This is a genomic window from Hungatella sp. SL.1.14 (assembly GCF_024460495.1).
GTDB lineage: Bacteria > Bacillota > Clostridia > Lachnospirales > Lachnospiraceae > Hungatella > Hungatella hathewayi.
This window is the reverse complement of the sequence record NZ_JANFYJ010000001.1, coordinates 462,453-475,269: the sequence shown is the minus strand read 5'-3', so window position 1 is coordinate 475,269 and position 12,817 is coordinate 462,453. Positions and strand designations below refer to the sequence as shown.

Below are 12,817 nucleotides of genomic sequence, written 5' to 3'. Positions count from 1 at the left end.
AAAATAGTTTGAAGAATGTTCTTTTTATACATAAGAATATTTTACAACAAAAAGTGACAAAGGAAAACCCCAAAACCCCTCATGAGTGAGGGGCAGGGGAGTTGAGAGTGCCGAAGGCACTTTGTTCCAGTGCAATGAACGGGGCACAGATCAGAGCATTCTGCAGTCTGGGTCAGAAGGAACAGGCGTTTTTAAAACGTATCTTTGAGCACATGGGACTCAGTGCGCGCGGATATGGAAAGATTCTGAAGGTGGCCAGAACCATCGCGGATCTGGCCGGCAGCAGCGAAATAAAAAAAGAACATCTGGCGGAAGCAGCGGGGCTTCGCGGCCTGGAGGAAAAATACTGGGGAGGCAGCCATCATGATATCACATAAGGAGCGTCAGTATCTCTGCTGGTTTTTATCTGTGCCCGGGATCGGTGCGGTCACCGGAATGCGTATAGCTAAACAGTTTAAAAGCTTCGAGGAGATATATAATATAGAAGGAAAAAATCTGGAACAGGCAGGTCTCCTCAGGCCGAAGGTGGCTGCCGCATTTGATGCGGAAAAGTGCAGCCTGGACAAGCGAAAAAGAGAACTGGAGCAGCTGGAAAAGGAGGGCATCCGGCTGGTTGCATTCTTAGATGAGAATTATCCCAAACGTCTGCTTCAGATTCCCGATTATCCGGTTGGCCTCTTTGTCCGGGGCGAGCTTCCGGACGAGGAACGGCCTGCGGCGGCTGTGATTGGGGCCAGGGACTGTACCAATTACGGAAGACAGGAAGCGGAATCTGTGGCTGCGGAGCTGGCCAGGGCCGGAGTTCAGATTATCAGCGGCCTCGCTCATGGAATTGACAGCGCCGGCCACAGAGGGGCGCTGAAGGCCGGCGGGAGAACATTCGGCGTGCTGGGGTGCGGGATTAAGATCTGTTATCCGAGAGAGAATTACGGGCTCTACGAACGCATGTGCCGTCAGGGCGGCGTCCTTTCAGAGTGGATGCCCTGGGAGCCGCCGCAGCAGAAGAATTTTCCCATAAGAAACCGGATTATCAGCGGCCTCTCTGATGTGCTCCTTGTGATGGAAGCCAGACAAAAGAGCGGATCTTTAATTACAGCTGGAATTGGACTGGAACAGGGAAAAGAAATTTTTGCTCTTCCGGGACGTGTCTCCGACCCGCTGAGCGAAGGCTGCAACCGGTTGATTTCTGAGGGTGCGGGCGTTCTTTTGGGGCCGGAGGAGGTGCTGGAATATCTCGCCTTGAAGGCTGGTAAAATATTAAGAGTTCATGAAAAAAATGAGAACGGGCTTGCCAAAAAAGAAAAAATGGTGTATAGTTGCCTCGATTTGCAACCGAAGGGGTTAGAAGAGATTGTGATCTTAAGCGGACTGTCTGTAAGTGAATGTATCGGCACACTTCTGGATCTGGAGCTGGGCGGTTATGTGGTTCAGACATCCCATCAATATTATGGTAAGAGATTATAGGCGAGGAGTTTTGTATGGCGAATTGTTTAGTTATTGTGGAGTCACCCGCGAAGGTGAAAACGATTAAAAAATTTTTGGGAACGAGCTACGAGGTTGATGCGTCAAACGGTCATGTAAGAGACTTGCCTAAGAGCCAGCTGGGAATCAGCCCGGAACAGGATTTTGAACCGAAGTATATTACGATCCGGGGCAAAGGCGACATTCTTGCGAAGCTTCGCAAGGAAGTGAAAAAAGCAGATAAGATTTATCTCGCAACGGACCCTGACCGTGAGGGGGAGGCGATTTCCTGGCATCTGGTAAAGGCATTAAAGCTGGATGAGCAGAAGGATAAACAGGTATACAGAATCAGCTTCAACGAGATTACAAAAAATGCGGTGAAGGCTTCTTTGAAGACGCCGAGAGAGATCGATATGGATCTTGTGGACGCGCAGCAGACGAGAAGAATCCTGGACCGTATGGTTGGATATATGATCAGCCCGATTCTCTGGGCGAAGGTAAAACGGGGCCTTAGTGCCGGCCGCGTTCAGTCGGTGGCGCTCCGCATGATCTGCGACCGGGAAGAGGAGATTAACGCCTTTATTCCGGAAGAGTACTGGAACCTTGAGGCGGATTTAAAACAGCCGGGAAGCAAGAAGGCTCTGGCAGCCAAGTTCTACGGCAATAAAGACGGAAAGATTGCGATCCGCAATAAAGAAGAACTGGATGGCATCTTAAAGGAACTGGAAGGCTGCGATTACGTTGTGGATGAGGTGAAGAACGGAGAGCGGATCAAGAAGGCACCAATCCCCTTTACAACCAGTACGCTGCAGCAGGAAGCTTCCAAAGTACTGAACTTTTCCACACAGAAGACGATGCGTCTGGCCCAGCAGCTGTATGAAGGCGTGGAGGTGAAGGGACACGGAACTGTCGGTCTCATTACTTACCTGCGTACCGATTCTACCAGAATCGCTGAGGAAGCTGATACGGCGGCAAGGGCATTTATCGAGGCGCAGTACGGCAGCAAATACGTGGCAAGCGGAGAACAGGCGAAGAAGAGCGGAGCCAAAATCCAGGATGCGCACGAGGCGATCCGTCCCACAGACATCAGTCTGACACCGGTCATTGTCAAAGAATCGCTTCAGAGGGATTTATTCCGTCTCTATCAGCTGATCTGGAAACGCTTTGCGGCAAGCCGTATGCAGCCGGCTGTTTATGAGACGACATCCGTTAAGGTAGCGGCAGGCGATTACTGCTTTACATTAGCGGCTTCAAAGCTGGCTTTTGACGGATTCATGTCAGTTTATATACAGGAAGACGAGAAAGAAGAGAGCAGCGCCCTTCTGGGCCGGCTGGAGAAGGGAAGCGTCCTAACCCTCGAAAAGCTGGACAGCAGTCAGCACTTTACACAGCCGCCGGCACATTTTACTGAGGCGTCACTGGTAAAGGCGATGGAAGAACAGGGAATCGGCCGTCCAAGTACGTACGCACCGACGATTACGACGATCATTGCCAGACGCTATGTGGCTAAGGAAAATAAAAATCTTTATGTGACAGAGCTTGGTGAAGTCGTGAACAGTATGATGAAGCAGAGCTTCCCCAGCATCGTCGATATCACCTTTACCGCTAATTTAGAATACCTTCTCGATAAAGTGGGAGACGGCTCCGTTCCGTGGAAGACTGTGGTACGCAATTTCTACCCGGATTTAAAGGAAGCAGTGGATAAGGCGGAAGTCGAACTGGAGTCAGTAACCATTGCGGATGAAGTGACAGAGGAGATCTGTGAACTCTGCGGCCGGAACATGGTAATCAAATACGGTCCCCACGGCAAATTCCTGGCGTGTCCCGGATTCCCGGAGTGTAAGAATACAAAGCCGTATCTGGAGAAGATCGGTGTGCCGTGTCCCAAGTGCGGGAAGGACGTGGTCATTAAGAAGACAAAGAAGGGCAGAATCTATTACGGATGCGAAGCCAATCCGGAATGCGATTTTATGTCCTGGCAGAGACCTTCCACTGAGAAATGTCCGAAATGTGGCTCTTATATGGTAGAAAAAGGCAATAAACTGCTTTGCTCCAACGAACAATGCGGTTACAGTACAAGCAAAAATACAAAATAGAATAATTATTAAGAAAATCGAAAATCTTCAAAAAATGATTGTTATTTTGACGGAATAGTGTTAATATTTAAATATTAAAGGGGTATTTTGAGCTTTCCTACAAATTCTTAAGGAGGTTTTCGGTTATGAGTGTTCAATTGTTGGACAAAACTAGGAAAATTAACAAGTTATTGCATAACAACAACTCGCACAAAGTAGTATTTAACGATATCTGTGAAGTGCTCAGCGAGATATTAAATTCTAATATTCTCGTGATCAGCAAAAAAGGAAAGGTATTAGGCGTTGCGATCAGCCCTGATGTGGAAGAGATTCAGGAACTGATTGCAGATACGGTCGGCGGCTATGTGGACGGTATGCTGAATGAGCGTCTGCTTGGCATCCTTTCCACCAAGGAGAATGTAAACCTTGAAACCCTTGGATTCACGGGAGACAATATCCGCAAGTACCAGGCGATCATCACACCGATTGATATTGCGGGAGAACGCCTGGGAACACTGTTTATCTACAAGTCAGATGCCCAGTACGATATTGACGATATCATCCTCAGTGAATACGGAACGACCGTTGTAGGCCTCGAGATGATGAGATCGGTTAATGAGGAGAACGCTGAGGAGACGAGAAAGGTTCAGATCGTAAAATCAGCGATCAGCACCCTGTCATTTTCAGAACTGGAGGCGATCACTCATATTTTCGATGAACTGGATGGAAACGAGGGAATCCTGGTAGCCAGCAAGATCGCGGACCGTGTCGGAATTACCCGTTCGGTCATTGTCAATGCGCTCAGAAAGTTTGAGAGTGCAGGAGTGATTGAGTCGCGTTCTTCCGGTATGAAGGGGACTTATATTAAAGTCTTAAACGATGTGGTATTCGATGAACTGAAGGCGATTAAAGCAGGAAACGGCAAGGGGATTCAGGCTCACAGAGAGATAAAAGAATCGTAAATGATCTGTTTGGCAAAAAGAAGCGGCGAAGAAAAACTGCTTCTTTTTTTTACGAAACTATGAAAAAAATTGTCATTAAAAGTAAAAAATAACTTGCACAGGGATTAAAGTTATGCTATACTAGCTAGGCTTACAAAAAATCACGTTTGCGGATTCTGGAGGAAGGTGCCGGATTTCCGGTCTCCTTGGAAGCAAGAGAAGCAGACGGAAGAAAAACCAAATGGAGGTAATAACATGAGCGTTATTTCAATGAAACAGCTGTTAGAAGCTGGTGTACATTTCGGTCACCAGACAAGAAGATGGAACCCTAAGATGGCTCCATACATCTACACAGAGAGAAACGGCATCTACATCATCGACTTACAGAAGTCTGTTGTAAAAGTAGACGAGGCTTACAAAGCCGTAGCCGACATTGCTGCTGAAGGCGGCAAGATCCTTTTTGTAGGAACCAAGAAGCAGGCTCAGGATGCGATCAAGACAGAAGCAGAGCGCTGCGGTATGTACTATGTAAATGAGAGATGGCTGGGCGGTATGCTTACAAACTTCAAGACAATCCAGTCCAGAATTGCAAGATTAAAACAGATTGAAACCATGTCCGAAGATGGAACATTTGATGTTCTTCCTAAGAAGGAAGTAATTGCTCTCAAGAAAGAATGGGAGAAACTGGAGAAAAACCTCGGCGGAATCAAGGAAATGAAGAAGATTCCGGATGCTATCTTTGTTGTAGATCCTAAGAAAGAGAGAATCTGCGTTCAGGAAGCTCATACACTGGGGATTCCGTTAATCGGCATTGCTGATACGAACTGTGATCCGGAAGAGCTTGACTTCGTGATTCCGGGTAATGATGATGCAATCAGAGCCGTTAAGCTGATCGTATCCAAGATGGCGGACGCAGTAATTGAGGCAAACCAGGGCGAGGCAACAGCTGAAGAAGCAGAAGCAGCTCAGGATTTCGAAGAGGCTGTAGAGGCTTAATTGTTCAGGCAGATGAATGCTTCGGCCGGCTGTGATAAGCGGGTTGAAGCATTTTTCGATTTATGGGGAGACGGAGTCCGAACCACGGCAATGCATGCTGAGGCAGATTAGGAAGAAGTTCCCTGTAGACCAGGAAACGAAAACCTGTATAATATGAATAACGAGAAGAATATGGAGGGAAATCAAATGGCAGCAGTTACGGCTGGAATGGTAAAAGAGTTAAGAGAAATGACCGGTGCAGGCATGATGGATTGTAAGAAGGCACTTGCGGCAACGGATGGAGATATGGAAAAGGCTGTTGAATTTTTAAGAGAAAAAGGACTTGCAGCTGCATCCAAGAAGGCAGGAAGAATCGCAGCAGAAGGTATCGTAAAGACTCTTGTAAGCGAAGATGGAAAGTCTGCAGCGATTGTTGAAGTAAACAGCGAGACTGACTTCGTGGCTAAGAATGCGCAGTTCCAGGGCTATGTTGCAGATGTGGCATCTCAGGTACTTGCCAGCAGCGCGGCTGACATGGAAGCGTTCATGGCAGAGCCGTGGGCAAAGGATACTTCCCTGACAGTGGCTCAGGAATTATCCAGCCAGATCGCAATTATCGGCGAGAATATGAACATCAGAAGATTTGAGAAGATTGCAACAGACGGCGTTGTTATTGACTATATCCACGGCGGCGGCAGAATCGGCGTTCTGGTGGAAGCTTCTGCTGAAGTTGTCAATGATGAAGTAAAAGAAGCTTTAAAAAACGTTGCAATGCAGATCGCAGCGCTGACACCAAAGTATGTAAAGAGAGACGAGATTCCGCAGGAATTCGTTGAGCATGAGACTGAGATCTTAAAGGTTCAGGCTAAGAACGAGAATCCGGACAAGCCGGATGCAATCATCGAGAAGATGATCATTGGCCGTCTGAACAAGGAATTAAAAGAATTCTGTCTGTTAGACCAGGCTTACGTAAAAGATGGTGATTTAACTGTTGCTAAATACTTAGAGCAGGTTTCCAAAGAGGTTGGCGGAAAGATCGAACTGAAGAAGTTTGTTCGGTTTGAAACCGGCGAAGGTCTTGAGAAAAAAGAAGAGGATTTTGCTGCAGAAGTTGCAAAACAGATGCAGTAACAGATTCCACCGAGCAAGGGCAAGGCGGACTTATCAGATTCCGCCGGGCGCGAGCGAGGGGGCTTTCCAAGAAAAGAGGATTCAGGGGGGAATCCCATGGGTATCCATGGGATTTTTCTGTAGAGACAGTGTCCGTTTAACGCCTACAGATGTTTCTGGATTAGACGGACATTTCACCCTTTTCCCGGGATCAGGGCAGGAGAGACTATTGATATTCCGCAGAACGCAGGGGCGGAAGCCTGTAAGCTTCCGTCCGGGCTGCGCGAAGGAAGCCTTATACCAAAGGAGTTGACACAATGGCTAAATATATTTTTAAACGTATCATCATGGCGATTGTAACAATATTTGCGGTTGCATCTGTTACATTTTTCGTTATGAACATGGTACCCGGCGGCCCTTTCATGTCAGAGAAGGCCATAAGTCCTCAGGCACAGGCTGCATTGAATGAGAAATACGGTCTTGACAAGCCTTTAGGCGAACAGTATGTTACATACATGAAAGATCTTCTTCACGGGAATCTTGGCCTGAGCGTAAAGCAGAGGGGCCGTACCGTGAACATGATCATCGCATCGAAATTTCCGGTGTCCGCAAGAGTTGGCGGCATCGCTATCTTAACGGCAGTTCTGGTGGGCGTTCCATTGGGAAGTATTGCCGCCTTTAAACGAGGGACGATCGTGGATGACATCATAATCGTATTCAGTACGTGTGGAATTGCGATTCCCAGTTTCGTAATCTGTACGATCCTGATGTATGTCCTGAGTCTGAAGCTGGGGCTTCTGCCTACGTACGGACTGGCATCGTGGAAAAATTACATCATGCCGGTAATTGCGCTGGCACTGTATCCGTCATCTTATATCGCACGTCTGATGCGCTCTTCCATGCTGGATGTCATGGGTCAGGACTACATGAGAACAGCTCGCGCAAAGGGACTTTCTCAGGTAATCAGTATTTTCAAGCATGCGCTTCGTAACGCAATTCTTCCTGTAGTTACGTATTTGGGACCGCTTCTTGCCTATACGGTAACGGGAAGCTTTATCGTTGAGAAGATCTTCACGATTCCGGGTCTGGGCTCTGAATTTATCGGCTCTATCACAGGACGTGATTACCCGCTGATCATGGGAACTACCATATTCCTTGCCTCATTGATGGTTGTGATGAACGTTATCGTAGACGTTGCCTACAAACTCATCGATCCGCGTATTAATCTTAAATAGAAAGGAGAAAGAAGATGTCAAATAATAAATTATCATTACAGCTTAACGTAGACGACTTTCTCCCGGCAAGTGACGAGGAAAAAGAGAGTCTTACCGTCCTCCGCAAGAGCGTTGGCTTCTGGCAGGATGGAATACGGCGTTTAAAGAAAAACAAGATTGCCATGGTCAGCCTGGTAGTTATCATTTTTGTATTCATTTTTTCATTCCTGGTACCGCAGTTCTATCCATACAGCTATGAGCAGCAGATTCGCGGAAGCGAGAATCTGGCGCCCATGCAGTATTCAGAGAAGGAACTGGAGGCAAAGGCGGCGGGAGAGAGCGTATTCCCGCATGTCCTGGGAACGGATAATCTGGGACGTGACTATGCGGTCCGTGTCATGATGGGCAGCCGGGTCTCCCTTACCGTAGGTCTTGTAGCTTCCGCCATCATCCTGCTGATCGGATCCCTTTACGGCTCCATTGCCGGTTTCTTTGGCGGCTGGGTCGATATGATTATGATGCGTATCGTTGATATGATCTACACGGTCCCTGACATTCTGATCATTGTTCTTTTGTCGGTTGCATTTGACCAGCCGCTGAAGGCGCTGGCGCAAAAGCCGGGATTTGAATGGATCCAGGTCATCGGTGTTAACTTAATCAGTATTTTCGTGGTGTTTGCCCTTCTGTACTGGGTTGGTATGGCGCGAATTGTTCGAAGCCAGATCCTCATATTGAAGGAACAGGAATACGTGACTGCGGCCAGGGCACTGGGTGCTTCCAACGGCCGTATCATCCGGAAACACTTATTGACAAACTGTATTGGTACTCTGATTGTTACTACAACACTGCAGATTCCGTCTTCCATCTTTACAGAGAGCTTCTTAAGCTTCCTGGGCCTTGGTGTTGCTGCGCCGATGCCTTCTCTGGGAAGCCTTGCCAGTGCTGCGTTAAACGGTCTGCAGTCCTATCCGCACCGTTTGTTTGCACCTGCACTTGCGATTTCCATCATCATTTTAAGCTTTAACTTGCTGGGTGACGGTCTGCGCGATGCATTTGACCCGAAACTCAAAGACTAAAGGAGGAGAGATACAATGAGCGAGTATTTGGTAAATATCAAAAATGAACGCCTTTCTTTCTTTACTCCTGCAGGTGAAGTAAAGGCATTAAATGACGTGTCTCTTCATTTAAAAGAAGGCGAAGTGCTGGGGATTGTTGGTGAATCCGGTTCCGGTAAGTCTGTAACTGCATACAGCTTAATGGGAATTACCGCATATCCGGGCCGTCTGATCGGCGGTTCTCTGGAATTCAACGGCCATCAGATCGAAAAAATGTCGGAAAAGGAACTGAGAAAAGTCCGTGGAAATGAGATTTCCATTATTTTCCAGGATCCCATGACCAGTCTGAACCCGGTTTATTCCATTGGCAATCAGATCCGTGAGGTTATCATGCTTCATACGGATAAGAATAAACAGCAGGCGAATGAAAGGGCCAAGGAGCTTCTGACTCTCGTTGGAATCAATGAGCCGGAGAAGCGTTTAAAGCAGTATCCTCACGAGTTGTCAGGCGGTATGCGCCAGCGTGTTATGATCGCGATCGCCCTTGCCTGTGAGCCGAAGCTTTTAATTGCAGATGAGCCGACGACGGCTCTGGATGTTACCATCCAGGCGCAGATTCTTGAGCTTATGATGGATTTAAAAGAAAAGCTGGGCATGGCTATTATCATGATTACACATGACCTGGGTGTTGTTGCCAACATGTGTGACAGAATTGCGGTTATGTATGCCGGTAAGGTTGTAGAATACGGTACCACGGATGATATTTTCTACCGTCCATCCCATGAATACACAAAGGGACTGATCCGGAGTATTCCGAAGCTGACGGAAAAAGAGCATAACAAGCTGGTTCCTATTGAGGGAAGCCCTGTCGATATGCTGAATCCGCCTGCGGGATGTCCGTTTGCACCGCGATGCCGCGCCTGCATGAAGATCTGTTTAAGAGAGATGCCTCCATATACGGATCTGTCTGATGTCCATTACAGTGCATGCTGGCTGATGCAGAAGAAAGAATTTGATAAACAGCAGGATTCCAAGACACAGAAGGGGGATGCATGATGGAAGATAAGTATCTGGTAGAAGTAAAACACTTACAGCAGTATTTCCCGGTTGCAGGAAGTAAGCTTTTTGAAAAGAAGGTTGTAAAAGCGGTCGATAACGTCTCCTTTGGTATTCGCAAGGGTGAGACGCTCGGTCTGGTAGGAGAGTCCGGCTGCGGTAAGACGACGACCGGCCGTACGCTGCTTCGTTTATATGAACCGACGGATGGCACGATTCTCTATGACGGCAAGGATATCACCCACGTGAATATGCTTCCGTACCGCCGTAAAATGCAGATCGTGTTCCAGGATCCGTATGCGAGTCTCGATCCGCGTATGACCGTCGAGGATATTGTCGGTGAAGCGATCGATATCCATCGCCTGGCGGCCAATAAGAAGGACCGTCATGAAAGAATCTTATCCGTGCTCTCCACGGTAGGCTTAAATTCCGAGCATGCGAACCGCTATCCTCACGAGTTCTCAGGCGGACAGCGTCAGCGTGTCGGTATCGCCCGTGCCCTGGCGGTGAATCCGGAGTTCATCGTATGCGACGAGCCTGTATCCGCTCTGGATGTGTCCATCCAGGCCCAGGTTGTCAACATGTTTGAACAGCTGCAGGAGGAACTGGGACTGACCTATCTTTTCATTGCACATGATTTATCAATTGTAAAACATATATCAAACCGGATCGGAGTGATGTATTTAGGCAAGCTGGTGGAGCTGGCTGACAGCTATGAGCTGACCTTCCACAGCGTACACCCCTATACCAAGAGCTTAATTTCCGCTATTCCGATTGCTGATCCGGAGACCAGCAGAAAATCTAAGAGAATTGTTCTGGAAGGCGACGTGCCAAGCCCGGTTAACCCGCCGAGCGGCTGCCGCTTCCGTACCCGCTGTCCGTATGCCGACGAGCTCTGTGCAGCGGAAGAGCCGCAGTGGAAGGAAGTTTCCACAGGTCACTATGCGGCGTGCCACCACCTGGACAAAGTAAATTAATTTTTAATTGCTATTCCTGAGGTTTTGTGGTATGCTAAAAGACAAATCAGCACAGTAGTCAGGTAAAGTATTGCTGTGCTAATTTGAATAAATTCTTTAGAGGAGGAATTGATATGAAAAAAACAGCACTTGTATTAGCAGCTGTTATGGCAACCGGTATGATTCTTACCGCCTGTGGAGGCAATAAGACCGCTGATGCGCCAACAACAAAAGCTGCCGATACCACAACAACAGCTGCTGCCGCAGAGGGCGAGACTGCTGCACCGGCTGAAAATGGAGGCGCTGGCCTTGACCTTGCAGTTCAGATCGGACCTGATCCTGAGACTGTTGATCCGGCTTTAAACAGCGCAGTAGACGGCGGAAACATGATTCTTCATGCCTTTGAGACTCTGATGAGCGTTGACTCAGAGAACAAGATTGTTCCAGGGCAGGCTGAATCCATGGAAGTTTCTGATGATGGACTTACCTATACCTTCCATCTTCGCAAAGGCTTAAAGTGGAGTGACGGAACACCTCTTACAGCGAATGACTTCGTATATTCCTGGAAGAGACTTGCAGATCCGAACACCGCTGCACCGTATGCTATGGATATGCTTGGCTACGTAAAAGGCTACAAAGAAGCATCTGAAGGTAATTTAGACGCACTTGGAGTATCCGCACCGGATGATGATACATTCGTTGTTGAGATGGCATCTCCATGTGTATATTTCTCCAAGCTGATTACACACGGCTCCATGGTTCCTGTTCAGCAGGCAACGATTGAAGCAAACGGCGATCAGTGGACTTTAACACCAGAAACCTATATTTCCAACGGTCCGTTAAAGATGATCGAGTGGGTACCAGGTTCCCATATTACGTTTGCTAAGAATGAGAACTACTGGAATGCAGATAAGGTTACAGTTAATACTTTAAAGTTTGTCCTGATGGAAGACTCCAATGCTGCTTACAGTGCATATCAGACTGGTGAAGTATCCATGATCAAGGACGTTCCTACAGAAGAAGTTCCGAGCCTGCGCGGCAACGAAGATTTCCATGTAGATCCTTTAATGGGTACATATTACATCAGCTTCCAGACAGAAAAAGAACCGTTTAACAACCCGGATGTACGTATGGCATTAAGTCTTGCCATCGACCGTGATTACGTTGCCAACACAGTTATGCAGGGAACCTATTCCCCGGCAACCAACTTTGTTGGACCTGGCCTTTCTGACGCAGAAGCCGGTTCTTCCTTCGAAGAGGTTACACGTAAGAACAACGGCGGAGACTTCTTCAACGTAACGGATCACGACGCTGATGTTGCAAAAGCAAAAGAATTACTTGCCAATGCAGGATATCCGGACGGAGCAGGCTTCCCGACCATCGAATATATGACCAACGATGCCGGCTACCACAAACCACTGGCTGAGTACTTACAGAGCTGCTGGAAAGAATCCCTTGGCATTAACATGGATATCAAGGTTGTTGAGTGGTCTACCTTTACACCAACCCGGCGTGCAGGCGATTTCCAGGTTGCACGTAACGGCTGGGTATATGACTACGATGATCCTTCCAACATGCTGAACTTAATGATTACCGGCGGCGGAAACAACGACGGTAAGTACAGCAATCCGGAAGTTGACAAGATGTTAAACGATGCCAACTCCACAGCTGATGTTGCAGAGCATTATGCAAAGCTGCATGAAGCAGAGAACATGATCCTTGCAGACGCAGCGATGGCTCCGATTGCTTACTACAACGATTTCTATTTACAGGATCCGAAGTTAAAAGGAACATGGCATTCTCCATACGGCTACTGGTTCTTCCAGTATGCGACAATGGATTAATTGTCTGACGTAAATGAATAACAAGGTCCCCGGAAGAGGTGAGAACTTCTTACGGGGACTTTTTCCGTCATGGGAAGAGCGTTCTCTTTCCACAGAAAACTTTCTCTTTCCAACCAAAAAGAAATATGCT

At 47.7% G+C, this 12,817-nt stretch carries 11 protein-coding genes; all 11 read left to right on the top strand.

All coding sequences use genetic code 11. The features are described 5' to 3' along the window. The first annotated feature begins 107 nt into the window (after nt 1-107). The 11 genes from NE473_RS02315 to NE473_RS02265 all read left to right on the top strand — a co-directional run bounded on the left by NE473_RS02315 (nt 108) and on the right by NE473_RS02265 (nt 12,687). Nucleotides 108-377: a magnesium chelatase subunit ChlI family protein gene (locus NE473_RS02315; protein WP_256265151.1), complete on the top strand. Its 270-nt coding sequence runs from the start codon at nt 108-110 to the stop codon at nt 375-377. After that, on the top strand, nt 364-1,464 hold the full coding sequence (gene dprA / locus NE473_RS02310) for a DNA-processing protein DprA (protein WP_055649484.1): 1,101 nt from the start codon (nt 364-366) through the stop codon (nt 1,462-1,464). The genes NE473_RS02315 and dprA overlap by 14 nt, the downstream gene beginning before the upstream one ends. A 14-nt stretch (nt 1,465-1,478) precedes the next feature. Next, nucleotides 1,479-3,557: a type I DNA topoisomerase gene (topA, locus tag NE473_RS02305; protein ID WP_022032109.1), complete on the top strand. Its 2,079-nt coding sequence runs from the start codon at nt 1,479-1,481 to the stop codon at nt 3,555-3,557. A 125-nt stretch (nt 3,558-3,682) separates the two neighbouring features. Continuing rightward, a complete protein-coding gene (gene codY / locus NE473_RS02300) occupies nt 3,683-4,498 on the top strand; it encodes a GTP-sensing pleiotropic transcriptional regulator CodY (protein WP_006774711.1) in 816 nt (271 codons plus the stop codon). Between the two features lie 234 nt (nt 4,499-4,732). After that, nucleotides 4,733-5,473 carry a 30S ribosomal protein S2 gene (rpsB, locus tag NE473_RS02295; RefSeq protein ID WP_039892043.1) on the top strand — a complete coding sequence of 247 codons (741 nt, stop codon included), beginning with the start codon at nt 4,733-4,735 and terminating at the stop codon, nt 5,471-5,473. Nucleotides 5,474-5,659: 186 nt separating this feature from the next. Beyond that, entirely contained in the window at nt 5,660-6,583 is a 924-nt protein-coding gene (gene tsf, locus NE473_RS02290; RefSeq protein WP_022032111.1) for a translation elongation factor Ts, read from the top strand. A 296-nt stretch (nt 6,584-6,879) separates the two neighbouring features. After that, nucleotides 6,880-7,797, top strand: a complete 918-nt coding sequence (locus tag NE473_RS02285) for an ABC transporter permease (protein ID WP_006774708.1) — start codon at nt 6,880-6,882, stop codon at nt 7,795-7,797. Nucleotides 7,798-7,811: 14 nt separating this feature from the next. Next, nucleotides 7,812-8,852, top strand: a complete 1,041-nt coding sequence (locus NE473_RS02280; protein WP_006774707.1) for an ABC transporter permease — start codon at nt 7,812-7,814, stop codon at nt 8,850-8,852. A gap of 15 nt (nt 8,853-8,867) precedes the next feature. Continuing rightward, nucleotides 8,868-9,887, top strand: coding sequence for an ABC transporter ATP-binding protein (locus NE473_RS02275; RefSeq protein WP_022032112.1), 1,020 nt, complete (start codon nt 8,868-8,870; stop codon nt 9,885-9,887). Continuing rightward, a complete protein-coding gene (locus NE473_RS02270) occupies nt 9,887-10,864 on the top strand; it encodes an ABC transporter ATP-binding protein (RefSeq protein ID WP_242663978.1) in 978 nt (325 codons plus the stop codon). Before NE473_RS02275 ends, NE473_RS02270 begins: the two co-directional genes overlap by 1 nt. A gap of 113 nt (nt 10,865-10,977) precedes the next feature. After that, nucleotides 10,978-12,687 (top strand): peptide ABC transporter substrate-binding protein, encoded by a 1,710-nt coding sequence (locus tag NE473_RS02265; RefSeq protein WP_022032113.1) that lies wholly within the window; start codon nt 10,978-10,980, stop codon nt 12,685-12,687. Nucleotides 12,688-12,817 lie beyond the last annotated feature (130 nt).

Excerpts from the sequence above, each read along its gene's own strand:
- dprA (WP_055649484.1), top strand. The coding sequence starts at position 364 with ATGATATCACATAAGGAGCGTCAGTATCTCTGCTGGTTTTTATCTGTG.
- NE473_RS02275 (WP_022032112.1), top strand. The coding sequence starts at position 8,868 with ATGAGCGAGTATTTGGTAAATATCAAAAATGAACGCCTTTCTTTCTTT.
- tsf (WP_022032111.1), top strand. The coding sequence starts at position 5,660 with ATGGCAGCAGTTACGGCTGGAATGGTAAAAGAGTTAAGAGAAATGACC.
- codY (WP_006774711.1), top strand. The coding sequence starts at position 3,683 with ATGAGTGTTCAATTGTTGGACAAAACTAGGAAAATTAACAAGTTATTG.
- NE473_RS02265 (WP_022032113.1), top strand. The coding sequence starts at position 10,978 with ATGAAAAAAACAGCACTTGTATTAGCAGCTGTTATGGCAACCGGTATG.
- rpsB (WP_039892043.1), top strand. The coding sequence starts at position 4,733 with ATGAGCGTTATTTCAATGAAACAGCTGTTAGAAGCTGGTGTACATTTC.
- NE473_RS02270 (WP_242663978.1), top strand. The coding sequence starts at position 9,887 with ATGGAAGATAAGTATCTGGTAGAAGTAAAACACTTACAGCAGTATTTC.
- NE473_RS02280 (WP_006774707.1), top strand. The coding sequence starts at position 7,812 with ATGTCAAATAATAAATTATCATTACAGCTTAACGTAGACGACTTTCTC.
- topA (WP_022032109.1), top strand. The coding sequence starts at position 1,479 with ATGGCGAATTGTTTAGTTATTGTGGAGTCACCCGCGAAGGTGAAAACG.
- NE473_RS02285 (WP_006774708.1), top strand. The coding sequence starts at position 6,880 with ATGGCTAAATATATTTTTAAACGTATCATCATGGCGATTGTAACAATA.